This is a genomic window from Roseixanthobacter glucoisosaccharinicivorans (assembly GCF_043195095.2).
Lineage (GTDB): Bacteria > Pseudomonadota > Alphaproteobacteria > Rhizobiales > Xanthobacteraceae > NCEH01.
In genome coordinates this window covers 3,157,675-3,180,405 of sequence record NZ_CM195538.1, presented here as the reverse complement: position 1 = coordinate 3,180,405, position 22,731 = coordinate 3,157,675, and the positions used below count along the sequence as shown (strand labels likewise).

The following is a 22,731-nucleotide window of genomic DNA, read 5'->3' as shown; positions in this document are numbered from 1 at the left end:
GTCGATGACACACATGATGGATTGGAACAGCTATCGCGGCCATGGCGGCGCTCCCCGGGGCGACAACTATGCGTCGGCCGGCGCCGACGCCCGCCGCTCGACCAGTCCCATTTGCAGATCGCGGGGCTCGACTACACGGCCATCCGTCGTCTTGATTTCGAGCTTGGCCAGCGGCTGTTCCGAAGCCTTATCGATCAGCAACGGCACGGACTCTCCAGGCTCAAAACAGTTTTCTTCGCCCCACTGCCAGATGGCCGTGATCACCACCGCCAGTGCCTTGCCCTTGTCGGTCAAGAGATACCTGTGGCGATTCGGCGCCGCATCGTCGGGCACGAGCTGAAGGACCCCACCATCAACCAGCTTCCTCAACCGCGACGACAGGATGTTCTTCGCCAGACCAATGCTTTTTTGGAACTCGCTGAACCTCTCCATCCCCACGAGAGCATCGCGGACAATGAGCAGCGACCACCAATCGCCCACCACCTCGAGGGCGCGAGACGCGGCGCAAGCGTTCTGGCTGAGGTCTGTCCTTCTGCCCTTCACGAAAAACCTCCAAAAGCAAACCCGATCACAGTTGCAAATTTAAACCTTGAGGCCCACTTTGTCGATAGGTTGCGAATTTAAACCTCCAAACCTGTCGGCTTCCACGTCGCCGTGCGGCCGGGAACTCCCCGGAAACCTCGGCGAGGTGCCCCAATGCTCCCGCCTAATGAAAGAGAGAGATTTGAATGACTGAGCACAACAAGGGCTTCGCGCTGATTACGGGCGCCTCCGCAGGCATCGGTGCGGTCTATGCTGACCGGCTCGCCCGCCGCGGCTACGACCTCATCCTCGTCGCCCGCCGCGCCGACCTTCTTAAGTCGATCGCGGATCGCATCACGCGCGAAACGAGCCGCAAGGTCGAAACCGTGGCCGCCGATCTCGCCAACCGTGCCGATCTCGGACGGATTGAGGACATCCTGCGCAATGACGCGCGCATCACGCTCCTCGTCAAAAATGCCGGCCTCGGTCCAGTCGCCCCGCTGCTCAACTCCAACGTCGACGCGATGAGCGACGTCGTCACGGTCAACATCGATGCCCTGATGCGGCTCACCTACGCCGCTGCGCCGAAGTTTGTGGAACGCGGCTCCGGCTCGATCATCAATCTCTCTTCAGGCGTGGCCATCGGCCCCGAAATGCTGAACGGCGTTTACAGCGCCTCCAAGGCCTTCGTCCTTGCCTTCAGCCAGTCGCTGAGGAACGAGCTTTCCGACAAGGGTGTCCGTATCCAGGTGGTGCTGCCGGGCGTGGTCGCGACCGATAGCTGGGCGAACAACGGCATGCCCGTCGAGAACCTTCCCAAGGAAATGGTGATGACGGCGGAGACTATGGTCGATGCTGCTCTTGCCGGCTTCGATCAGGGCGAGTTCGCGACCGCACCGTCTCTGGTCGACAAGGCCCAATGGGATGCTTTCGAGCAGTCCCGCCAAGCCCTTTTTCCAGGAGTTGTCCCGCTCTGCGCCGGCGGAACGCTATACGAAGGCCTCAATCTAACTCTCGCGGCCGCGAGCGCCCGACTTCATGCCGGATCAGCCCGCCGACCCAACCGGGCCGGCGGGCTTCGTTCATCCAGGGACGCTCGCGTCTGCCCACACCATCTCTGGCGCAAACGGACCTAAGATTGGCATTTACGACAATGTAAAAGTCCGATGTCCATACGCATATTCCACCCAGTGACCGTCAAGGAGAACAGCAATGAACGATGCAGCAGCGAAGACTGATTACTACGAGCGGTCAAGCCTGGTCGAATTCCTCGGCAATGCCTTGGACGCGAGCGGGCTCGGCGATCGGCAGCTTTCTGCCAAGGACCTTGCCCCTCTCGACCAATTCCATTCTCGCGGTTTGGCGGCGACCATCGAACTCGCGGAGGCGCTCTCCCTCAACGAGGAGAGCTATGTGATCGACATCGGATCTGGCCTCGGCGGACCGTCGCGCTATCTCGCCGAGAAATATGGCTGCACCGTCGAAGGTGTCGACCTCAGCCAGTCCTTCGTCGATGCCGCGAGCTTCCTGGCCGAGCGGTCAGGACTCCAGGGGAAGGTCCGCTACCAACACGGCAATGCGCTCTCGCTGCCGTTCTCGCCAGATGCCTTCGACGTCGCATGGACGCAGCACGACGCAATGAACATCGCCGATCGCGCATCGCTCTACCGCGAGGCCGCCCGCGTCCTGCGCCCCGGTGGCCGCTTTGCCATGTTCGATGTCGTAGCGGCCTCTGTCGAGCCGCTGCATTTTCCGCTTCCTTGGGCGAGCGCGCCGGACTCGAGCTTCCTCGTCACCGCCGACGAGATGCGCGAACAGTTAACCGCGCAAGGCTTCCGCATCGAGTCGTGGACCGACAGCACCGAGGCCGGCATCACCTGGTTCCTCGAGCGGGAGCGCGAGCGCGCTGAATCCGTAAAGCCGCCGGCATTCGGGCTTCAGGCCGTGATGGGGCCCGAGTTCGGTCTCTCGACCGTAAATCTTCGACGCAACCTCAGCGAGGGACGCGCGGCGCTGATCCAAGCCATTTGCACGAAGCCCTGACGCTCGACACGCTCCGATAGGCCCGCGGCGACATCAGGTATGCGGCGGGCCGTCAGAACAGCCGACCGCCGTTCGGCACCGGGCTATCGGGCTGGAACAATACAACCGCGCCCTCAGCATCGGCAAAGCCGAGCGTCAGAACCTCCGACATAAATTTCCCGATCTGGCGCGGCGGAAAATTCACAACCGCCGCGACTTGGCGGCCGAGCATAGCCTCTGGCGTATAGCGCTCGGTGATCTGCGCACTCGTCTTCCGCTCACCGATCGTAGGACCGAAATCCATGACGAAGTTCAGCGCGGGCTTCCGCGCGCCCGCAAGCGGCTCGGCGCTCACGACCGTGCCGACGCGGATGTCGACTGCAAGGAAACTATCGAACGTAATCGGGGACGCGGCAGGCGCGTCGATATCGTGGGTAGCGTGCATTTCTCTTCTTCCTTTGCGACGTCAGCCCGACGCGCGTCGCCGAACAAAAGTGTCCGGGCGCACGCATGCGCCCGGACCCGCGGCCGTTTGGGACGAGACCGGCCTATAAGCGGTTACGCCCAGCCGGGCATCGCCTTGACTTCCAGAAACTCGTGGAAGCCATAGTCGCCCCACTCACGTCCGTTTCCACTCATTTTGAAACCGCCGAAGGGCGCTGTCCTGTCCAGCGGACTACCGTTGATCGAGACCTGCCCGGCACGGATCCGGATCGCGACCTCGCGTGCCTTCGCTCGCTCCGCCGAATAGACATATCCGGCGAGGCCGTATTCGGTGTCGTTCGCGATCTCAATCGCTTGCTCCAGCGCAGGTCTTGAGCGCAATCATGATGTCGAGGGTCTGGCGGCACAGATAGACGTTGTGCGCCTTCGAGCGCTTCATTCGCTCCTTGGGTATCGTCCAAACGGCGTTCTCGAAGTCGACCTCATCCCACACCGAGTCCTGCAACTCGCTCTTGCGCACCATCGTCAGCAAGAAGAGCCGCATTCCGAGCCGGATCGTCGGCAACGTCGCGACCTTTTCCAGCTCTTTCAACATCACTCGAATTTCCGCTGGCGACAGAGCCCGATCTTTTGGCGTGAACGTCGCGATCGATGCTGGTCCGACGTCATCGGCCGGATTGGCAACCTTCTCGCCATGCAAGATCGCGAAGCCGTAGATCTGCTTCAGGATGTCCCGAACGTGAATCGCCGTTGCTGGCGCGCCGCGATCGACAATTTTGCCGCATTGCGCGCGAAGATCGTCCGGCGTGATCTCGGTAAGCAGACGGTTGCGCCAAACCGGAAGTAGCTCTCGTTCAAAGATGGAGCGACGCATCGCTCGGGTGCTGTCGGCCATCGACGCATTCACCAGCCACTTTTCGCCGAACTCGCCGAAGCTCTTCGCCTCCTTGATACGACGTTTCTCGCGCTGCTTCTCAATGGCCGGTGAACGACCTTCGCTGATCGCCCGCCGTGCGTCTAGGCACAGCTCCCGTGCCCGCGCCAGCGAGATTCCATCTCGCCCGTATTTGCCCAGGTAGACCGTCTCGCGCCGTCCGTTGAGCCGATAGTCCAGCCTGAACGAGAGCGCGCCCGATGGCGCAACGCGCACATACATGCCGTTGCGGTCCGTCACTTTGTAGATTTTATCTTGTGGTTTCAGCGCCTTGAGCGCCGCGTCCGTCAAACATGATATGCCACCTCCAAAAAAGTACCGTCACGCGGTTTTGGGGGGCTCTCGTCGGAAAAGTCTGCGTATTGTCAGCAGTTTAGTGTAGAAAAAGTACCGTCAGGAGCCTCATCTGCTCTGACGGTACTTTCAAATTTCTCCGTAATCAATATGGGCAAGGGCCGTCAACCGGGCCGCCGCTTTGGATCTCTGCCCACCGATAGACGCCGATAGATGCCGAGAGAATTATTTATTTTTATCAGTGAGTTAGATCGTGCTACTAGCGTAGTTTTGGATACGCCCGGATAGGCAAAAATCATTCCCACTCGATGGTCAACAGGCTAAATTTCGCATTGTAAATATTGAGCTTTCTGGTCAGGCTCCGAACCCATACCAACTGCAATACCACCAGGGCCAAAGGGCTGGATTCCCGAATTCTCCACGGCATTGCTACCTGCCATGAGCGGGCTCCCATCGCAAACAAGCTTCGGGAGAAACGCGCAAAAGCTTATGGGGTGACGCTCAGGATGGCGCTTGAGGGTCGGTAGGGAGGGCTACAATGTTCGCGGCGCCAAACCAATTCGTAAGTCGCGCCATCGCATTCTGAGAGAGCACCTGCGTAAACAGTAAAGCCAGCCGGGTTTTTGGCCGAGAGCACGCCACGTAGAACAGGTTGCGATTGTTCTCGAAGAACTCAATCTTGTCGGCGGGCGGACCGGGCTCCATCCATTCCAGCATCTGGCCGAAATTATATTTGTTCCATCCGCGACCGACGATCACCAGCACGTTCTCAAACTCTGCGCCCTTGACACCATGCTTGGTGGCGAAAGGGGTATGCCCATCGATGAAGCGGTCGAGGGCGATCAGTTCCGTATAAGGGACTGCTCGCAGCTTCCGAAGCTGGGTAATGCGACGCGACTCTCCTTCCACCGGCTCGGGGCCGGCATTAGCGAGTCGCCGCTCGGCTTCTTCCACAGGCTCTGGAAGGCGCATGTGCGGCTGAGCGGCGATGAAGTCGACGACCTCGCCGATCGTCCCCGACGTTCGCAGCCCTATCAGAGCGGTCATGGCCTGCGTCCACGCCACCTTGTCCGCGTGCTTGTGGATTTTGGGCGTCACGGTTCCGAAGCACCCGAACATTTCACCATAGCGTTTTGCCTCGAAGGCGGCACAAGCCGGCTCCAAGTGGTCGGCCAGAAATTTGATATGAGGATCGTCCTTCTTCAGCCAGGGATCGTTGAACTGGCCATAGATTGGCGGAATGCTCGAATAGCCCTGTTCTCGAGCGAGGACGCTGTGGCTGAGCATGAGAATCTTCGTCTTCCCGACCGCCAGGTCCCAGCCCTCCGCCGCAAGCCGATGCTTGATGTGCGCGAAATACGCCTTTGCGGCCTCGGCGCTTGTATCTCCGGTCCAGTGCCCACCCCCTTGCCCGGTCCGTCTAACCCCGGGCCAGAGGTTGGTGTGAAACACGCGCGCTTCGCCTGGCAAAGCGGGATCACGCACCATTTGGGGCAGCGCCGGTCGCATTCGATTGAGAACTTGAACGATCGGGTCGGCGGATCGGAAATTCGCGTTCTTGTCGATCACTTCCAGCGCTGCGTGCTCGACCAGCCCGCAGCCCTCGCCATAGATCTTTTGCCAGTGATCGCCGAACAGGCCGAGCTGCGGACCCTGGCCCATGTCCAGGAACCACGCCTTGATCGCATCGACGAAACCGGCGTCAGTGTCCTGGTATTCGTCGATGAGCAGGATGGGATAACGCGCCGTGAGGACCGATCGGAACTTCGGATAGGCAAGCGCCTGCATCATCAGCGCCAGAACATCGTCATGCCGAAGTGTCACCTGCTGGTCGCCGACGCTGGGGTATCCCAGCTCGTAGTGGACTCGGCGCGCTCCGATGCCACCAACAGGTTCGAGACGCTCCGCCCAACCCTCAAGAGCGGGCACAAGAGCGCGGAGCGTTGATTGGAAGTCCTGCAGAATGGACCAGCAAAAGCCGTGGATCGTTTCAGGGCGCACCGCCGGATGAGCCTGGATGCGGGAGATGATCTCGTCCTTGGCGACGTTGGTGTAGGTGATGCAGCCGACTTGTTGACCGCGGCGAAGAAGCTCGGAGCCCCGGCGATCGATCAGGCGACGAAGCGCCTTGTCGAGCGAGTAGGTTTTTCCAGCACCAGCGCCTGCCTCCAGTCGAAAGCTGCGCCCCTCATCGAGACAAGCGAACATCCGCTCAAGGGCGACGCGCCCGGCGGCGTCTGCGGGATTTTCCGCTTCCTCAGCCATTGTCGCCAACCTCGGCCACGTTTACCGCGACGCCTGCGGCGTCAGCAACGATCTCGACCGCGACCAGCGGAACCGGATCCGCGGGGGCGGGATTTCCTTCCGCCAGCCAGCGCAGTCCCTCGGCAATATATCGGGGAACATTCCATTCAGTCTGCTCGATCGCGTGCTCCAGCGCGAAGGCAGACTTCTTCTGGTCACTAGCCAGCGCATAGGCCGCAAGCGCGCGGTCGCCGTCGCCAAGGAGGAAGCGTGCAGGATTGGCCAAGATGAAGGCGTCCTCGAAGCTCCGGCCACACGGTCCGCCCTGGTCTTCCGGTATCTGAAAGGCGATGCGCCGAATGCCAGTTGTCTTCTCAGCCGCAGTCTTTCCCAGCAGAGCCTCCGGCGAAACGTCGTCGCCAAACAAGGTTTTCAGGCACCCGTTGCTGGTGAACACGCCCTCCGCCACAGGCACGGCCACACGCTTTCCGCCGTCGTTCGGCTTCACTGCATCGATGTCCGTTATGATGAGAGTACGCAGTTCTAGGAACGATAGGAGATCGAAGAAGCGGTGCGCATAGGCGCCGCCGACCTCCATCACCGTGAGATACTGGCTTCCGAGCTGCGGTTGACCAGCGGCCTCGCTGTCGGTCTTGCGGATCATTGCGGGGAGCAGAATCCGCTCTGCCGTGCCCTCGATCAGGACCGCCTTGTCGGCGAAGAAGAGATCACACCGCGTCAAGGTCAAATACTGATGCAGAAATTCGCGATCGGGCTCGGTCGCGCCACCCATGCCCTTACGCAAATCCTTCACGACCGAACGGCGCATTCCGGCCCCATCCGGTACAGAGAGGAAATAGCGCATGGCCTCGAAGCGCGCTTCGTTCGCCATATGCGGAGAGTGGGTGGTTACGACGAACTGGACCGGCCAGGGCTTGTTCTCATTGAGTTGAGTGACAAAGGCGCTAGTGATCTGATCAAGCTGCCGGATGAAGACCTCCTGCATCTGAGGATGCAGGTGCGCTTCCGGTTCCTCGATAAAGATCAAATGCACGCCAGCGGCCGTCGGTGTGGCCTGATACTCGCGGAAGAACCGCAGTAGCTGGAGTAGCATGTAGACCAAATTGCGCACGCCGAGCCCATTGTAGGTTTCGGGCAGAGTCATGCCGTTGACGCCGACGTAGCGAACCCTGGTATGATCGTTCAGCAGCTTATCGACGTCGAAGCTGGTCTCGGTAACGAGGCCGGGATCGGAGAGTCCGGGGTAGCCGAACAGGTCGAACGTCGGCAGAAGCGAGGTGAGCTTCGCGTTGAAGCCGGCGTGCAGATCACCCTGAATTTGCTCAACGGCCGCCTTGAGCTGTTCGGCCGTCGTCCGCTTCTCGGGATCGACAGGATCGGTGAGAGCCGACTGAAAGAGCACCTCAACGACTTTTCCGAGCACATCCCGCTCGCGGTGCGTGTCGTCGTCGAGGCCGCGCTGTGCGTTGATGAAGCCGCCCCGAACCAGCGACGTGAGCGTTTTCGGCTCCAGCGACTTTCGATTGGTCGGGTCATTGGGATCAACAGCCTCCAATGACGCCGCGTAGGCACCTGGCACGCGACTACCCAACGCCCGAAACAAGGTTAAACGGTTGGCCGCAACATCCTCACCGACCGCCAGGTCAGCGAAAAGCGTTGCCGGCGCGGTTGGCCGAGGACCATAGGTGAGGATCAGCCTTGCCTCGCTGCAGTTCGGATCGAGATCGACGATGCAGTCGCTCAGCGGGCCGAGATCAGGAGCGTTGACATCATAGCTGATGTCGATCGTGACCTTGATCGATGGGAGGAGTATAATGACGTCTGGCGCAGAGGCTCCCGCCTGAAAGGCTTCGAACGCTGTCCAGAAGCGCTCGTGGCAACCGAGGGAAAAATCCTCCACCCTGAATGAGGGTGACTTGTCGCCGAGGAGTCGTCGGAACAGCTCTGCTATCGAGGTCTTCCCGCTATTATTTCGTCCTACGATCAGCGTAGTGCGATCTTCCAAGCCCACTGCGACATCTCGCAGAAGTCGGAAGTTTTCGATTTCGACCCCTTTGATCCGCATCAACCTCCCCCTTCTATGTTTGCCGCTCCATTCGCTCTTGCAGCTATTTCGGCGCAGCGCGCCATGAGCACATCGAACGGTTCGGCTTCCTCGAGGAGGAGCCCATCGTCTATCATCCGATCATAGTCTTCCGCGAGGGCGCTCGCCCCGTCGCCAGCCGGGACGAGCTGCAAGCCGCCCCTTACGGCTGCGCCATAGTCGATCTGAGAGCGGTCTACGGCCTTCTCGGCGAAGAACATCGCCTTGTGGCGCGCCACGGCGTTGGCCAGTTCGCGATCCGCGAAAGCGGCGGTCGCAAAGCCGGCTTCATCAAGGCGCACGACGTCATGCCAGTGACGGGCGAAACGATCACCGCGCAGCCGTTCCTGAAGGCAGAAGACGTGAATCGCGGTCGCCTTCTCCCAGAAGGTCCGCTCCGCATGCATGACCCTCGGCCGAGCCGTTGGAAAGTCGACGCCATCGATCAGGCCGGCCGCATCGCAAGTGACATCTCGTAGGCTCGCGGGCTCGCCCGTTGAGCGGGCGCCGAATTCGAGCATGACGCTAGGGGCAACGTAGCCTGACCCTGCCGTCGTCGCCTCATAGTCGATGAAGAGCTTATCGCCATCGACCCGGATCGCCGCAGACAGGGGGCCGCTCGCCAGGGCTTCGGCGATGACCGGCTGAACGGCCCCGGTCACCCATTGCGGCAGGCGCTCGCGCACTGCGCTGGTCCAGCGCTTTTCCTCGCTTCGCGTTCTGGGTAGCGCCTCGCCATTGTCTCCAACGAGGTCGGGGGCGAGCGCACGGATGTCGTAAGTCAGATCGACATCCTCGGAGAAGCGCCGGATGATCTGATAGGCCTTTGAGAGCGACGTGCCGCCCTTGAAGACGAGATGTTCTCCAAGCGGCGAGCCGTAGAGCGTCGCCAGCGCCCACACCACCCATGCGTCCTTCTCCAGAAGGTGTGCTGGTCGGCCCGAACGGTCGGCCGCGACGCTCAAGGCCTCCCGGCGATCCTCGGCCGGAAGGAGCAGGAAGGCGTCAGCCATGCGCGACCTTTCCCACGCTTTGCGCGAGCCAGGTCGGAAGCTGCGGTGCCGCCGCCACCAGCTCGCTGAAGGCGGCGGGCGGCAGCTTCCGTTTCAGGGTCTTGAGGGCCGCCTCGGCCTTCTCCGGCCCCAACCAGGCGAGTGCTCGCACCGCCTGACCCGCTGGCCGATGCGGCATTGCGAGCTGCCAGCGAGGTGCGTGGCGAAGCTCGACGGTCTGCTTGCCAAGGCTCATTTTCCGGGTGCGCCCCGACGTCAGATAGACGGACCGGACCGGCACCTGCGTGGTCAGCCCGAGGCTATTGGCGGCAGCAGCACCGCTCGAGACGATAACCTCGCCGCGCTGGGCGGCGAGCGCCTCGACGGCCTGTTCCACCGACGGCGCCCTGGTCCCAAACCGGCTCGTAACCGGCAGGAGGTAGACTCCGCGTCCGGCCCGGATCAGTTGCCCCCGCTCGGCCAGACGCGACAGGGCCTGATCCACCGCGGCGCGATTGCCAAGGTGAAGCAAGCTCTTAGCCGCAACGGGCGTGCCCTCCGACAGTCGCGTCGCATGCTCAAGAATCTGTTCAGTCAAGCGCTGCATCGCAAATCTCCTGTCAGAAATATACGCGGTTTTCTGACAGTTTTCAAGATTGGTTAGATGCCTACCCTCCCGACCTGCCCATCTGTCGAGAGCGGCCCCGTTCGAAGAGGAGGGGCGTTCGATGCCAAGCCTAACCTTTCAGCTTCTGCTTGCCCTCTTCGAGAAAGCCCGACAGCAATGTCTCCATTGCGCCCATCAAATCGTCCGGCTTCTCTTCGCGGAGTTTTTCGGCCTGTTCGACGAAAGGCGTGAGCAGGCCCTTCATTACATCCGGCGACGTCTCCAGCCGCTTGAGCATCTTCAGCCCGCTTTGTGCATAGCCGAGAAACTCGGCGTTGCGCTCGGTGATCTCGGCCAGCATCTCTTTGGTGATGCGCTCGCTTGGCGCGGTGAACTCACCATCAACCCAGTCCACGTAAAGGGAGGCATTCTTGGCGCGGTTCGACGTCTCGTGAAACTCGTCCTGGGTCTGCCTGAACGCCTCCATGGCAGCCTCCCAGTCGCCACGGGCCTTCGCATCGGTTTCAGCCTCCGAACCCTTCAGCATGTATGCATTCGATTTATTCTTGGCCGCGTGACGCCCGAAGGCGGCGAGCACCTTCTTCTGATCGACTTCGACCCCAAGAACCAGGCTGACCGCCCAGGCGCCGAGGTTGTTGACCTTCGAACACTCCTCGAGAGAGATCTGGTGAAGGCAAAGGGCACGCGCCACCGCGCCAGCTTTCACCAGAAGCTCCGCCTCGAAAAAAAGGCGCTCCGCATTATCGAATGTCTTCTCGGCGCCGCGGACGAGAACCGCCAACGGCGCCTGGTCGCCTTTCGCGGCTTTCTCTCCCCTGTCGTCCCGCTCGATGTCGTTCATTGTTGTTCCAGCATATTGTAGACAGAAATACTTCAGCGACCGCAGGCGTTTGCCGTCGAGACAGGAATAACACATGACTGCTGCCGATTGGACGCCGGTATTCGTCCTGCCGAATATTCCGTTGGAAGCTGCCATCGGCTGTGAGATCGCGGCGCTCGCGCCCGTCAAAGACCCTCGCGTTGCGGCCCTCAAACGGGCGCATCCCTCGTTCAGACGCTTCCTCAACCGCTTCGCGGACAATTTCGGAGAGAAGTTCGAGCCCTCGGTCCTGATCCTCGGCTCGGCCGCGCCGCCGATTTTTCGCGATGTGACGGCGCTGGCAAGTTTTCGAGACCTTATCGCGCTCGCGGCGGTCACCCATGGCCGGGCGCTGGAACTCCGATATCCGCGCGGGCATCGCGTGCTGTTCGGCGAGGCCTTCGCCATCTACCCCTGGATGCTCGACCGACACTATGAAGACGTGATCGGCAGCACGCCGGCGATCCTCGGCACGCATGAGCTCTCTCGCTTCAAGGGTCAATCGTCGCCGGCCCTGTTCCGCACATCACTCGGCGAAAGAGACATCGACCAGCCGCTCCTGTCCGCGCTCATGGCCCGCTGGCGTCGACGCTACGAGGCCACGGAGCCAGCCTGGGAGGACGTCGCGCTGATGCGGTCGCTCAACATGGCCTACCAAGCCTCGCTCTTGCCGGCCGGCACCGATACGACGTTCTACGACGTTGGACGGGTCGTCTCCCTTTGGGTCAGCGCTTTCGAGATTCTCGTGCATCCTGGCGGAAGCGGCCAGGCGAACCGCGACAAGGTGTTCGAGATGATCGAGCGGACGCCCTGGGCAGAGTCGGAAAGCAGCCAGCTCGTCCACGACACAGGCGGCAAGACCAAGGTGAAGCGGACATTGGCGTCCTGGCTCTATCAAGTGCTCTACGAGTGCCGAAACGATTTCCTTCACGGCAATCCCGTGGAGCGCAGCAGTCTTTTTCTCCCCACGCCCCAGCGGACGATCTTTGAATATGCCGCGCCGCTCTACCGTATCGCGTTGACGGCGTTTCTTCCGCTCACACACGGGGTCCCGATGCCGTCATCCGAAGATGCCCGCGCATTCGGCGCCTATATCGCCGATCGCATGGACTTCATGGGACCGCAGAAATCGGCGGAGGAAGCCCTCCTGACCGCGACGCGCCCGCCAGCGAGTAGCGGCGCACGCCGCACCCGCGTCACTCGTCCCGCGCCCTAGTCGTCGGCGCCCGCGTCCGGCTCCGCGATCAACTCTTCCGCCAGCTCCGAAAGCCACGGGGAGACATCCTCGATCTCCACTCCGCCTGAGTGGACCGCGTAATAGTCGCCGACCGTCCGGAACGCCTCGCCAAAGCGATCCGCGAACATCTTCTGCAGCTTGTCGTTCCGGCTCAGCACGCTCGACAGGGCGCGACCGCCGCGTAGGAATCTGAGCGCATGTTCGGTGCCGAGCAGATAGAGATATTTTCGCTTTGCTGTCGGATGCTCGGCGAGCAGCAGGTAATCCTTGAACACTGAATTCTGACGGATCGACTCCGCACCGCCCCGCCACCTTATGAATTTGAATTCGGCGACCCGCAGGTTGGTCTCCAGGTCGAAATCGCGCCCGGTATTCCCGGCGCCGAGCGACACATATTCGACCCGCTCGTCCGGTTCGAGGATGTGCGGAAGGCAGAGCAGGATGCCGAGCGCATGGATGGTCACATTGATCTGCCCAGCCAGGCGCTTCATCTCGGCGGCCGCAGCCAGCGCCTCCCGACCCACGCCAGCGCCCTCGAGAAAGTTTGCGCAGTCCTCCGCCGCCACGCCGCGCACCGCGGCCTCGATCCGCGCAAGCGTCTGCGTCAGGTCGGGGCCCGTGAACCGTAAGAGCAGGTCCCGAATATCAGCAGGATTCGTCATGCGCCCGCCTGGCCGGCGAAACCAAGCCGATCGATCTGATTGTAGTTGATCACCGCGGGGTCGGCGCCGATCACCGGAAATCGGCTGACCACGTAATGCACGACCTTGTCCATTCCCAGTGCCTGTTTCAGAAGATGCTCGCGGCCGCGCTCCTTTTTCAGGGCGCGCGCATAATAATTCGTCAGGGATCTGTTATATCGGACGAACAGCGCGCGCTCCGCCTCAATCTTCGACAGATCAACCCAGTTATTCTTGCACTGGATGTTGAAGATGACGCCGCCGCGCGTGGCGACGACATCGAATTCCTTCCGATTGATCCGCTTGATGTCCGTCACGGCGAAGCCCATGCCGTCGAGGTCGCGCTTCACCATGTCCTCGAAAATGAAGCCGGCATGGATCTGGAAGCGCCGGCGGCTGCCGAGGTGGACATTCTTGAACGCGTAGAGGAAGCGCGACAGAAGATTGACGTTCGAGACGACCCTGTCCCCAAGGTCCAGGAACGGCTGATAGGCATTGGTGTTCGTCGCATAGTCCGAGGGCTTGTTGACGAGGAGCGTCTCAAGCTCCGCGGGATCGAGCGCGGATTGCGCGCGCAGCATCGAGCGGAACTTCTCCTTTCCGATCTCGACGTAATAGTCGTCGCGGCAATGGCGTGCGAAGGCGACCACCAGCAGGCCCATGGCGGAAAAATCGGAGTCCTTCAGGCCGAAGGTCTCGTAGGTCGCCCCGATCAGCTTCACGCCATTGCGCAGTTCGGCGGCCGAAAAGATCTTCGTTCGATCCAGCGGCTCCATGGCGGGCATCATGAACTGGTCGCCGCGCAGCTCGGCCATCACATGGATCGATGCGCGCTCCGGTTCGAGGAAATAGTCGTCCAAGGTCTCGAAGCCGTGGCTCGCCATCGCGCCGATGTGGTCGACCTCCAGACTGAAATCCGGCAACGCCTCGAGTAGCGCCAACTTTTGATGGAAGCCGGTGATGGCGATGCAGCTATGCTCGACCTGCGGCATGAAAACGGTCAGCGCATCGTAAGGCTGGAGAACGACCGAGCCCGAGCAGGCATAGGGCATGGTGTAGAGCAGCGAGACGAAGTGCCGTCGCCGCGATTGAAAATAGTCGACTGCGCCGCCGATCGTGTCGAGCGTGATGCTTGCACTGCGGGCGTTGAGGCCGTGTTGAGCAAAGGCTGCGCCCATGGCGCCCGCGTAGAGCATGACCCGTATGAAGCGAGAAATGACCGGCGGCTCGAGATGTCCCGCGAGCGCCTGACGCACAGCTAGCCATGTCGGGCCCGGGTTTGAAACAAACGCATCGTCCAGCCGGATCGCGCACAACCAAGCCCGGAGCCGATCGTCGGCGATCCCGAATTTCGGGAGATTGATGAATTCCTCCACGGCTCGGATCGTCTCGTGCCATGCGGCTATCGCATCATCGCGCCGATAGGGGGCGAGAACCGAAAGCACGCCGTTGCCGTGTGCAGCCAACTGGCTTTCGACTAGTGCCCTCGCTTCAGGTCCAGATATCGTCCGCATGGCACCCCGCGCCTTCTTCCCGCTTGGTCGCGGATTGTCCGCAACCGCCATTGACAGGCACTTATAACCGGGCAAATATGCCCGGTAAAGGAGGCCTTGTCATGTTTGCCTATAGCCCCGAGAAATTTGCGTCGCTCTATGCGTCCGAACTTGGTCAGCGCATCTGGGCCTTTGTCACCCTGCCTGAAAACGTCGCCCGGCTGGAGACCGCGTCTCAACTCAGCAAGCCAGCCGTGGAGGGCATGGAGGAACAGCTCCTCGCTGAATTCCGCGAGGACATCCTGGCCGATCGCGTCAAGCAGATGGTCGGCCACATGGTGCGCCAGATTCTTGAGCAGCAGGGCTGGGTCCTCGACCAGGCCGACGTGAAGGTACAGTCCGTGCCGTTCAGCAAGGCGGCGCGGTATCGTCGGCCGGATTGGGTCACGTTTCACGCGTTCCGCAGCACCAGCGACCCGCGCGATGTGGCGATAACCGATCGCAGGCAGAATGCGCCGCTACCTACCGACACGCGCTGGACCTATTACGCGACCTTCGCCAGCCCACTCAAAGCGGCCGTGGCCTTCAACATCCGCGACATTCGGCAACTGCGCCAGCAGGTCCATTCTCACGGCTATCAGCGCGTGCGGATCGAACGCATGCTCCGCCGCGCCTGAGCGGCGAAGCACCACAAGGGGAGGATATATGGCGATCACGGCCAAGGACGTCGAAGAACTGCACACCTACGCCACAGGCGTAATGGGGCGTGCCGATCATCACGCCGGCAAGGTGAAGGGTATCGCCCTGGCGCTGCTCGGCGGCATCATCTGGCGCGGCGAACCCGATTCCATCCGGATCCGCCGCTTCGCCGGCAGTCCCGCCAACATGCTGTGGGTGAACATCGCGGGTAAGACATACGTCTTCGCCTACAACCATGAGACCGAGAAGATCGAAATCCGAGACCGCACCCAGACCGGCGCGGTGCTGCACGCGTTCGACGACACCAACACGCCCGCCGATATCGAAGCGGCCTTTCGGGCCTTGTGAACGATGCTTGTTGCGCGCGCCCAGCTCAACTTCATCCGCGACCTTGTCGCCCGCTTCGAGCGCGACGACAGCATGATGCGGCCAGTCGCCGACTATCAATCCCAATATGTGGCGATCATCGCCCTCCTCCGCTCCGTTGGTCATGTGTTCGAGAAGGTGGACTGCGCCGACACCGACCGGCGTGCCTGGAGTAAGGCGCAGTGGCCAACCTGGAAGCGGGATCCGATCTTCGGCGACTTCATCGAGCCGACGCGCAACGCCCTCTTGAAGGAATTCCAGGGTGGGCTGCAACTGCGCAGCGAGGCCTTCGGTCCGATTGCGGTGGTCGCCGACCCGTCGGTGCCGGGTGGCGTGTCTCACGTCGCTGGTTTCGATGCGCGCGAGGTTCGCGACCGCATGGGCAGACCTGTCCTGCCAAAGCTTCACGCCGCGATGGCCTTTTGGGATCGCTGCCTGAAGGAGGCCGAGGCCGCCTTCGGTGAAACCTCTGCGCCCTTGCACTAGACAGCGCTGCACCGTCAAAAACGCAGGCGCCGCGCGCGCTGGAGAGATCGAATGACTGCACCACCGCCGCTTTGGCAGGCTCACAACGCGCCCGCCTATGATTCCACGATGACGACCCGATGCACGGCGCTGTTGGCGGAAATTGGAGCCGATCCCAAACGCCGACAGGCCATCTTCTCCGATCCGCGCGATCTTCATCGCGAGCTGTTCGCGTCTTTCGCACCACCGGACCACGGCGAATATGCCGGCGCCTATCGCGGCACCGCTGGAACCTCGCTGGCCAATCGGAGGATTTCCGCCGACAGCCAAATGGAGCCTGGAAACCACTATGAATTCTGCCTGCCGGGCGAGGTGCCCGCCCGCATGAATCAGCTTCTGCAACAAACCCGCGAACTGATTGGCGATGAGAGCACTGACGACTTCGGCAAGCTGATAGCGTTGAGCTACACGTTCTGCTGGTTCGGGAAGATCCACCCGTTCCTTGACGGCAATGGGCATGTGCAGCGCGCCATCTTCGCGGCGATGGCAACCGAATTCGGCTACCCGCTCTCTGCACGCTTCGCCATTCATCCGCGGCCCTATGACCGGTTGCTGGCGAGCGCCCTGGAAATTTTTACACGAGCGCCCGTTGGCGAGGAGAATGGCGAACTGGGCTTGGTGGCCGAATATCTCGCCTTTTTTCTCGACGGTCCGTTCAACGCACCGCGCAAGCATGTCGGGACGGTGTCGCCTTACGCATAGACGAAGCCTCCGGACTGGTCCTTGAGGGGAAAGCCTTGTATGGGGATTTCTCTGTCAAGGGCCTTACGAGGCTCGATGGAGGGTGATGGGGCTAACCCTCACTCACCAGTTGCTGCCAGGCCAGGCTCCGACCTGGTCCCAAGAAAAGGTGGAATGCGGATGCTAGGAATGCTCATCTGATTGGATGCGGCTATTCCATTTCAGCGACCACGGCGCCATTGACGTCTTTGAGCCTCGCCCGGTTGCTGTTCCTTCCCAGCGACCGGGCGGCCGAGAATGGCTGAATGGACCGCTCGTGTGGGCAATCGACCAGCTCCACCAGGCGATGTACCTCTTTCCGCGCGACTGCCCGCGCATATTGTTGTGGCAGACGTCGGCCACAACCGCCGAGGATCGAGACCTCTGGTGGGGCAGTGCCGAGAGCCGGATCATCGCCTACATCGAAGACGGGTGGCTGGAGCGCGTCCGAAGCGGAAGTCTCTACCGGTACGACCTGCCGCCGGCATCTTTTGAGAACCTTGAGGATGCAGGGATGTGGGTATCCCGTGTTCGAGTGGAACCCCTGGGCGTCGCGTTGATTGACGACCTCGTGGGCGAACTGGCGTCCTGTGATGTCGAGCTGCGGCCGATCCCTCGGCTCACGCCGCTTCGGGACATTTGGTCGAGTTCCATCCACGCCAGCGGCATTAGGCTTCGGAACGCGAGAGAGTGGGTCTCAGATAAGGTCTAGCTGCATCTAGAAGGACTGCCCGAAGGTCCGCTGAGGGGGACTTCAGATTTTGATCCGAGGGGAGCTCGCCTTCGGGCGCGACGGATCGCACCGCAACCTTGTATTCGGTTAGGTCCGCCGGGGGACCTGGACCATGAAGCAGCCATTCGCTTCGAGTGCGAGGCTCCGAGGCGGCGGGCACATTCTTCCCTCGGCGTATTGGCCACGGCGTTCCTCGTGTCACCGCCACCTCGGATCTTGATAGACGGCGTCCGAGCTTCCGGTCGCCGTCAAACTCTGTCGTTCCTGCGGGCCAGCGCCTCCTTCAAGCCGCGCGCAGAACCAGGCCGTCGGGCACGGCGCCGGTGGTCACCAGCCGCCAGAAGGCGATCAGCAGCTTGCGGGCCAGGGCGACGATCATCTTCTTGCGCCCGGTCGGCGCCGCCTCGGTTCGGAAGCGATACCAGGCAGCTAGGCCGCTGCCCTTCTGGAACATCAGGAATCGCCAGGCCAACTGGATCAGGCCACGGCGCACGCGGGCGTTGCCGGACTTGGCCAGACCCTTCTCTCGTCGCCGAGCCCCGCTCTCGTCGGGCGAGCCGGTCAGGCCGGCGTAGCGCGCGACCGCCCGGCGATCCCGCAGCGGCCGCGACAGGACCTCTTGGACCAGCATGTCGGCGGTCTCCAGGCCGACGCCGACGACACGGGCCAACAGCACGACCATGGCGTTGGACCGCGACTTCGGCGCCTGCTGCAGGCGCGCCAGCCTATCGCGTTCGATGGCCTCGATTTGCTCGCGCACCACGGCCAGACGCGCCAGGTCGCGGCGGACCTCGTCCAGGGTATTGGGCGGCAGGGCTGCGCCCTCCGGCGTGACTAGGGTCTCCAACTGTTTGGCGGCCCGCCGCAGCGCCGGGTTAAAGCCTCGCACGCCGAGCCTGAGCAGACCGGACTTGACCCTGTTGATGATCCGGGTCCGCTCGCCGACCAGGCTCTCGCGCTCGCGGCTGGGTCGCTTGGCGTCCTCCTCCTCGAGGCTGGGGACGGCGACCATGCTGCAATGGCCGCGCTCGCCGCGCAGCCAGCCGAAAAACACCCGCATGAGCATGGCGGAGTCCAGCCGGTCGGTCTTGGATCGGCGATGCTCTCGCGACACCGCCACGCTGGTGGGGTGGATGACGTAGGTCTCGAAGCCTCGGGCTTGTAGCCACCTCGCCAACCAGAATCCGTCGCGGCCGGCTTCATAGGCGACGATCATCCGGCCGATCTGTCGCCCGGCAGCCTCGGCCTCGATCCGCCAGCGCGTCAGCAACTGCTCCAGCGCCGCCGGATCCGGGTCCAGCTTCTTCAGTGGCCGGCGCGCAACGCCGGGTAATGTGCCGGCGACGAGCCAGCTTGCGTTACTCAACTCGATCACTGCGACGACTGCGGACTCTTGGTCAAAGGCCACAAGCGAACGGCTCAGATCATCAATCAGCTTCATCGGGGCGTCTCCGTCGGGTGGAAGATGCGACGATGCTCTCAGATCTTCAGCACCGGCCCCATAGCTTCTTCCCCCTGGTCGGCGCCGCGGTCGCCGACGCACCCCCTTCTGCGGAGAGATCCCCGCAACGCCCCTTTAGAGTGAGAGGACGGACCGGCTTCGCCGTGACGGGTTGAAGATTGGAGGAGAGGCCTCCGGCGCCCGTCATGGAGACTAGCCATGACCCATGTGGAGATTCTGGACGCCGCTCGCGACCGCGCTGACGGCTACAAGGTGGATGCGAGCCGCGGCCAGCGGATCGGCCGGGTGTCGTCGGAATGGTTCTCGCGGCCAGCGGACGAGCGCTACCTGTCCCTGTCGGACCTCTATGCCGCCGTCCGTGGCCGGACCGAGCGGAGCCGCACCCGAACCGTCGAGAGCGCGGCGATCCGGGTAGACGCCAGCCGCGACGATGCAGAGCGCCTGGCCCTGATGCTGCCTGGGTCTGATGCGCCGATCGCGCCCACCCATTGGAGCTTCGGCCAGCTCGCCAGCCTGGTCGGCGCGCCGGCGGCCTATCTGCGCCAGCTTCCGGCGCCACTCGCCGGAATCAACCTGCAATACGGGCTGACTTCCCATCGCGCCGAGCAGGTGAAGACGCTGGAGATCGAAGATGGCCGCGTCGAGCTGCGCGCCGTCACCGGGCCCGACTACGGCCGCATCTTCGATCATGAGCTGGTCTCGGCCGTGCGGCGCATCGCTGGCAATGGCACGGGCGACACTCGCTGGAAGGTGCCGGGTGTCCTCGACTGGTCGACCGGCATCTACAACCCGCGTGTCGACATTACCCAGAACACCACGACGCTCTATGCCTCTGATCGGGACGTCTTCCTCTTCCTGGTCGACGATCTGAATCCGATCGAGGCCGGCCGGCTGCCGGATGGCTCGCCCGACCTCTATTTTCGCGGCTTCTATTGCTGGAACTCCGAGGTGGGCGCGAAGACGCTCGGCATGGCGAGCTTCTATCTCCGGGCGGTCTGTCAGAACCGCAATCTCTGGGGCGTCGAGGATTTCGAGGAGATCACCATCCGCCACTCGAAATACGCCGCTTCCCGCTTCGCGCATGAGGCGGCGCCGGCGCTGACCCGCTTCGCCAATTCCTCGCCGCTCCCCTTCGTCAACGGCATCAAGGCGGCGCGGGAAAAGATCGTCGCCCGCTCCGACGAGGACCGCAGCGACTTCCTGCGCAAGCGTGGCTTCTCCAAGGCCGAGACGGCGAAGATCATCGGGACCGTCTTGGCCGAGGAAGGCCGCAAGCCCGAGAGCGTCTTCGACTTCGTGCAGGGCATCACCGCCGTCGCGCGCGACAAGACCCAGCAGGACGCGCGGCTCGACCTGGAGGCGCGGGCCAAGAAGCTGCTCGACCGGGCGGCCTGAGTCCCGGAAAGCCGGAGATACGGAAAGGCGCGTCTCCGGCTTTCAGCCGATGCCGGCTAATTGGGAGTCGAAGGTGCGCTAATTGGAAGTCGTCGATTCTGCGGCGCTGCCCTCCAGAGTGAGAGGGCGGCGCTGCGCTTCGTGACGAGTTGATGCCGAGAGAGAGGCTTTCGGCGCTCGTCGCGGAGTACATCCCGATGGCTACCACCGTTCAGAAGATCACCCTCTCGCCCTCGCGCGACATCCCCTTCAACAAGCTCTTGCTCTCCCAGTCGAACGTGCGGCGCGTGAAGGCCGGCGTCTCGGTCGAGGAGTTGGCCGACGATATCGCCCGCCGCGGCCTCTTGCAGGGCCTGAGCGTGCGCGCTGTCGTCGACCAGGCCGGCATCGAGACCGGCATGTTCGAGATCCCGGCCGGTGGCCGGCGCTACCGGGCGCTGGAGCTGCTCGTAAAGCAGAAGCGCCTCGCTAAGACTGCGCCGGTGCCGTGCATCGTCCGCGACAGCGGCATTGCCGAGGAGGACTCACTCGCCGAGAACGTCCAGCGCGCGCCGTTACATCCGCTCGACCAGTTCCGCGCCTTCCTGGCGCTGCGCGAGAAGGGCCAGTCGGAGGAGGAGATCGCCGCCGCCTTCTTCGTCTCGGTCAACGTGGTGAAGCAGCGCTTGAAGCTCGCGTCGGTCTCGCCGGCGCTGCTCGACGTTTATGCCGAGGACGGCATGACGCTCGACCAGCTCATGGCCTTCACCGTCTCCGGCGACCATGAGCGCCAGGAGCAGGTCTTCGAGCGCCTGAAGGTCTCCTACGACAAGCAGCCCTACGTCATCCGCCGCATGCTGACCGAGGATGCGGTCCGCGCCTCCGACAAGCGAGCGCAGTTCATCGGTCTCGACGCCTATGTGGTGGCCGGCGGCACGGTGCTGCGCGATCTGTTCCAGGGCGATGATGGCGGCTGGCTGCAGGATGTCCCGCTCGTCGATCAGATGGTGGCCGACAAGCTGAAGGCGGACGCCGAGGCGATCGCCGCCGAAGGCTGGAAATGGATCGAGGTCGCCCCCGACTTCGCCTATGGCCATGCCTTCGGTCTGCGCCAGCTTCGCGGCGAGGCCGTGCCGCTGTCGGCCGAGGAGGAAGCGAGCCGCGACGCGCTCCAGGTGGAGTTCGACCGGCTGTCCGAGGAATACCAAGACGCCGACGAGCTTCCGGAGGAAGTGGATGAGCGCCTGTCGGAGCTGGAGACGCTGATCGAGGCCTTCGACAACCGTCCCGCGGTGTTCGACAGCGTCGAGATCGCGCGCGCCGGCGCCTTCATCAGCATCGGCGCCGACGGCCAGCTTCGGGTCGAGCGGGGCTATGTCCGACCGGAAGACGAATTGGCGGCCGAGCCAGCGTCCGAGCCGGACGTGGATGGCGAGGACGAGCGCGAGACGGCCGCCACCTACGAGGGCGACGAGGTCGTCATGACGGCGGAGCCCGACGCCGAGCGGGAGGAGGACGAGGGTCTCTCGCCCATCTCCGACCGCCTGATGACCGAGTTGACCTCGCACCGGACGCTGGGCCTGCGCCACGCGTTGGGCGAGCGGTCGGACGTCGCCTTTGTCGCAGCCCTGCACGTTCTGACGCTGAAGACCTTCTACCACTACGGCTCGGATAGCTGCCTCGAGCTGGACCTGAAGAGCGTCAGCTTCGGGACGCAGGCGCCGGGGCTCAATGACAGTGCGTCGGCCGAGGCGATCCGGGCTCGGCACGAAGGCTGGTCGAAGGCGCTGCCCAAGGAATCGGCCGATCTCTGGGGCGCGCTGCAGGAATGGGACCGCGACAGCCAGGCGGGCCTGTTCGCCCACATCGTCAGCCTGTCGGTCAATGCGGTGTACGAGCCCTGGAACCGGCGGCCCCGTGCCGCCGCTCACGCCGACAGACTAGCGCAGGCGGTCGACCTCGACATGACGGCAGCCGGGTGGAAGCCGACCGTGGACAACTTCCTCGGCCGGGTGACGAAGGCTCGCATCCTCCAGGCGGTTTCCCAGGCGAAGGGGCAGCGCGCCGCCGATCGGATCGAGCATCTGAAGAAGGGCGATATGGCGGCCGAGGCCGAGACGCTCCTGGCCGACACCAGCTGGCTGCCCGAGCCGCTCCGCACGCCGGGTCGCGCCGTCGAAGCCGAAGCCGCGCCGGAATCTGCGGCCGAGGAAACCGCAGAGCAGTCCAGCGAAAAACTGCCGGAGGACGATGACGAGCCGGTCCCGCAGAATGACGATGCCGGCGAGCCGATGATCGCGGCCGAATAGCTGCCGACTGCAACGAGGCCCGTCGCCCGGACCACCCCACGAAGCAGGCTTCGGGGACCTGGGCGGCGGGCCTTTTCTTTTCGAGGACCG

The 22,731-nt window shown here is 62.9% G+C and carries 19 protein-coding genes and 3 pseudogenes; 10 read left to right on the top strand and 12 right to left on the bottom strand.

Annotated elements, in window-relative coordinates; all coding sequences use genetic code 11:
• Window positions 1-66 precede the first annotated feature (66 nt).
• The gene (locus V5F78_RS14785; RefSeq protein WP_394071305.1) at window positions 67-543 is read right to left on the bottom strand and encodes a winged helix-turn-helix transcriptional regulator; all 477 of its coding nucleotides are present in this window, start codon (window positions 541-543) and stop codon (window positions 67-69) included.
• Window positions 544-728: 185 nt separating this feature from the next.
• Here V5F78_RS14785 and V5F78_RS14780 point away from each other — a divergent pair.
• Window positions 729-1,533: pseudogene (locus V5F78_RS14780) on the top strand (SDR family NAD(P)-dependent oxidoreductase).
• A gap of 201 nt (window positions 1,534-1,734) precedes the next feature.
• Window positions 1,735-2,565, top strand: coding sequence for a class I SAM-dependent methyltransferase (locus V5F78_RS14775; protein ID WP_394071306.1), 831 nt, complete (start codon window positions 1,735-1,737; stop codon window positions 2,563-2,565).
• 52 nt (window positions 2,566-2,617) lie between these two features.
• Here V5F78_RS14775 and V5F78_RS14770 read toward each other — a convergent pair whose 3' ends face one another.
• The 8 genes and pseudogenes from V5F78_RS14770 to V5F78_RS14735 all read right to left on the bottom strand — a co-directional run bounded on the left by V5F78_RS14770 (window position 2,618) and on the right by V5F78_RS14735 (window position 11,025).
• On the bottom strand, window positions 2,618-2,989 hold the full coding sequence (locus tag V5F78_RS14770) for a tRNA-binding protein (RefSeq protein ID WP_394071307.1): 372 nt from the start codon (window positions 2,987-2,989) through the stop codon (window positions 2,618-2,620).
• A gap of 113 nt (window positions 2,990-3,102) precedes the next feature.
• A pseudogene (locus V5F78_RS14765) lies at window positions 3,103-3,345 on the bottom strand (aldehyde dehydrogenase family protein); the annotation flags it as partial.
• Window positions 3,341-4,213, bottom strand: a pseudogene (locus V5F78_RS14760) (tyrosine-type recombinase/integrase); the annotation flags it as partial. The pseudogenes V5F78_RS14765 and V5F78_RS14760, both read right to left, overlap by 5 nt.
• A 504-nt stretch (window positions 4,214-4,717) precedes the next feature.
• Entirely contained in the window at window positions 4,718-6,481 is a 1,764-nt protein-coding gene (locus V5F78_RS14755; protein ID WP_394071308.1) for a UvrD-helicase domain-containing protein, read from the bottom strand.
• Window positions 6,474-8,546, bottom strand: coding sequence for an ATP-dependent nuclease (locus V5F78_RS14750; protein ID WP_394071309.1), 2,073 nt, complete (start codon window positions 8,544-8,546; stop codon window positions 6,474-6,476). Before V5F78_RS14750 ends, V5F78_RS14755 begins: the two co-directional genes overlap by 8 nt.
• Window positions 8,546-9,577 carry a nucleotidyl transferase AbiEii/AbiGii toxin family protein gene (locus V5F78_RS14745; protein WP_394071310.1) on the bottom strand — a complete coding sequence of 344 codons (1,032 nt, stop codon included), beginning with the start codon at window positions 9,575-9,577 and terminating at the stop codon, window positions 8,546-8,548. The genes V5F78_RS14750 and V5F78_RS14745 overlap by 1 nt, the downstream gene beginning before the upstream one ends.
• Window positions 9,570-10,163 carry a DUF6088 family protein gene (locus V5F78_RS14740; protein ID WP_151690319.1) on the bottom strand — a complete coding sequence of 198 codons (594 nt, stop codon included), beginning with the start codon at window positions 10,161-10,163 and terminating at the stop codon, window positions 9,570-9,572. The genes V5F78_RS14745 and V5F78_RS14740 overlap by 8 nt, the downstream gene beginning before the upstream one ends.
• Window positions 10,164-10,293: 130 nt before the next feature.
• Window positions 10,294-11,025 carry an AbiV family abortive infection protein gene (locus V5F78_RS14735; protein ID WP_394071311.1) on the bottom strand — a complete coding sequence of 244 codons (732 nt, stop codon included), beginning with the start codon at window positions 11,023-11,025 and terminating at the stop codon, window positions 10,294-10,296.
• A 73-nt stretch (window positions 11,026-11,098) separates the two neighbouring features.
• Here V5F78_RS14735 and V5F78_RS14730 point away from each other — a divergent pair, with 73 nt between their 5' ends.
• Complete coding sequence (locus tag V5F78_RS14730) at window positions 11,099-12,259, top strand: hypothetical protein (protein ID WP_509276239.1); 1,161 nt, start codon at window positions 11,099-11,101, stop codon at window positions 12,257-12,259.
• Here V5F78_RS14730 and V5F78_RS14725 read toward each other — a convergent pair.
• Window positions 12,256-12,942: a hypothetical protein gene (locus tag V5F78_RS14725; protein WP_394071313.1), complete on the bottom strand. Its 687-nt coding sequence runs from the start codon at window positions 12,940-12,942 to the stop codon at window positions 12,256-12,258. The two genes, V5F78_RS14730 and V5F78_RS14725, sit on opposite strands and share 4 nt — an antisense overlap.
• Entirely contained in the window at window positions 12,939-14,426 is a 1,488-nt protein-coding gene (locus tag V5F78_RS14720) for a PDDEXK family nuclease (protein ID WP_394071314.1), read from the bottom strand. Before V5F78_RS14720 ends, V5F78_RS14725 begins: the two co-directional genes overlap by 4 nt.
• Window positions 14,427-14,575: 149 nt before the next feature.
• On the opposite strand from V5F78_RS14720, the gene V5F78_RS14715 reads away from it, so the two are divergent.
• The 5 genes from V5F78_RS14715 to V5F78_RS14695 all read left to right on the top strand — a co-directional run bounded on the left by V5F78_RS14715 (window position 14,576) and on the right by V5F78_RS14695 (window position 17,475).
• Complete coding sequence (locus V5F78_RS14715; protein ID WP_394071315.1) at window positions 14,576-15,130, top strand: hypothetical protein; 555 nt, start codon at window positions 14,576-14,578, stop codon at window positions 15,128-15,130.
• A 28-nt stretch (window positions 15,131-15,158) separates the two neighbouring features.
• Complete coding sequence (locus V5F78_RS14710) at window positions 15,159-15,500, top strand: Vch_cass14 family protein (protein ID WP_394071316.1); 342 nt, start codon at window positions 15,159-15,161, stop codon at window positions 15,498-15,500.
• Window positions 15,501-15,503: 3 nt separating this feature from the next.
• The gene (locus V5F78_RS14705; RefSeq protein WP_394071317.1) at window positions 15,504-16,004 is read left to right on the top strand and encodes a hypothetical protein; all 501 of its coding nucleotides are present in this window, start codon (window positions 15,504-15,506) and stop codon (window positions 16,002-16,004) included.
• Window positions 16,005-16,055: 51 nt separating this feature from the next.
• Window positions 16,056-16,745 (top strand): Fic family protein, encoded by a 690-nt coding sequence (locus V5F78_RS14700; RefSeq protein WP_394071318.1) that lies wholly within the window; start codon window positions 16,056-16,058, stop codon window positions 16,743-16,745.
• Window positions 16,746-16,929: 184 nt separating this feature from the next.
• Window positions 16,930-17,475, top strand: a complete 546-nt coding sequence (locus tag V5F78_RS14695; protein WP_394071319.1) for a DUF6886 family protein — start codon at window positions 16,930-16,932, stop codon at window positions 17,473-17,475.
• A 304-nt stretch (window positions 17,476-17,779) separates the two neighbouring features.
• On the opposite strand, the gene V5F78_RS14690 is transcribed toward V5F78_RS14695, so the two are convergent.
• Window positions 17,780-18,937, bottom strand: a complete 1,158-nt coding sequence (locus V5F78_RS14690; RefSeq protein WP_394071320.1) for an IS110 family RNA-guided transposase — start codon at window positions 18,935-18,937, stop codon at window positions 17,780-17,782.
• A gap of 219 nt (window positions 18,938-19,156) precedes the next feature.
• Here V5F78_RS14690 and V5F78_RS14685 point away from each other — a divergent pair, with 219 nt between their 5' ends.
• Together V5F78_RS14685 and V5F78_RS14680 are read left to right on the top strand one after the other, a co-directional pair.
• Window positions 19,157-20,353 (top strand): DUF932 domain-containing protein, encoded by a 1,197-nt coding sequence (locus V5F78_RS14685; protein WP_394071321.1) that lies wholly within the window; start codon window positions 19,157-19,159, stop codon window positions 20,351-20,353.
• Between the two features lie 197 nt (window positions 20,354-20,550).
• Window positions 20,551-22,641, top strand: coding sequence for a ParB/RepB/Spo0J family partition protein (locus V5F78_RS14680; protein ID WP_394071322.1), 2,091 nt, complete (start codon window positions 20,551-20,553; stop codon window positions 22,639-22,641).
• The last annotated feature ends 90 nt before the right edge of the window (window positions 22,642-22,731 follow it).

Excerpts from the sequence above, each read along its gene's own strand:
- V5F78_RS14710 (WP_394071316.1), top strand. The coding sequence starts at position 15,159 with ATGGCGATCACGGCCAAGGACGTCGAAGAACTGCACACCTACGCCACA.
- V5F78_RS14685 (WP_394071321.1), top strand. The coding sequence starts at position 19,157 with ATGACCCATGTGGAGATTCTGGACGCCGCTCGCGACCGCGCTGACGGC.
- V5F78_RS14740 (WP_151690319.1), bottom strand. The coding sequence starts at position 10,163 with ATGCAGCGCTTGACTGAACAGATTCTTGAGCATGCGACGCGACTGTCG.
- V5F78_RS14745 (WP_394071310.1), bottom strand. The coding sequence starts at position 9,577 with ATGGCTGACGCCTTCCTGCTCCTTCCGGCCGAGGATCGCCGGGAGGCC.
- V5F78_RS14715 (WP_394071315.1), top strand. The coding sequence starts at position 14,576 with ATGTTTGCCTATAGCCCCGAGAAATTTGCGTCGCTCTATGCGTCCGAA.
- V5F78_RS14690 (WP_394071320.1), bottom strand. The coding sequence starts at position 18,937 with ATGAAGCTGATTGATGATCTGAGCCGTTCGCTTGTGGCCTTTGACCAA.
- V5F78_RS14775 (WP_394071306.1), top strand. The coding sequence starts at position 1,735 with ATGAACGATGCAGCAGCGAAGACTGATTACTACGAGCGGTCAAGCCTG.
- V5F78_RS14705 (WP_394071317.1), top strand. The coding sequence starts at position 15,504 with ATGCTTGTTGCGCGCGCCCAGCTCAACTTCATCCGCGACCTTGTCGCC.
- V5F78_RS14700 (WP_394071318.1), top strand. The coding sequence starts at position 16,056 with ATGACTGCACCACCGCCGCTTTGGCAGGCTCACAACGCGCCCGCCTAT.
- V5F78_RS14695 (WP_394071319.1), top strand. The coding sequence starts at position 16,930 with ATGCGGCTATTCCATTTCAGCGACCACGGCGCCATTGACGTCTTTGAG.
- V5F78_RS14735 (WP_394071311.1), bottom strand. The coding sequence starts at position 11,025 with ATGAACGACATCGAGCGGGACGACAGGGGAGAGAAAGCCGCGAAAGGC.
- V5F78_RS14750 (WP_394071309.1), bottom strand. The coding sequence starts at position 8,546 with ATGCGGATCAAAGGGGTCGAAATCGAAAACTTCCGACTTCTGCGAGAT.
- V5F78_RS14725 (WP_394071313.1), bottom strand. The coding sequence starts at position 12,942 with ATGACGAATCCTGCTGATATTCGGGACCTGCTCTTACGGTTCACGGGC.
- V5F78_RS14730 (WP_509276239.1), top strand. The coding sequence starts at position 11,099 with ATGACTGCTGCCGATTGGACGCCGGTATTCGTCCTGCCGAATATTCCG.
- V5F78_RS14770 (WP_394071307.1), bottom strand. The coding sequence starts at position 2,989 with ATGCACGCTACCCACGATATCGACGCGCCTGCCGCGTCCCCGATTACG.
- V5F78_RS14755 (WP_394071308.1), bottom strand. The coding sequence starts at position 6,481 with ATGGCTGAGGAAGCGGAAAATCCCGCAGACGCCGCCGGGCGCGTCGCC.
- V5F78_RS14680 (WP_394071322.1), top strand. The coding sequence starts at position 20,551 with ATGGCTACCACCGTTCAGAAGATCACCCTCTCGCCCTCGCGCGACATC.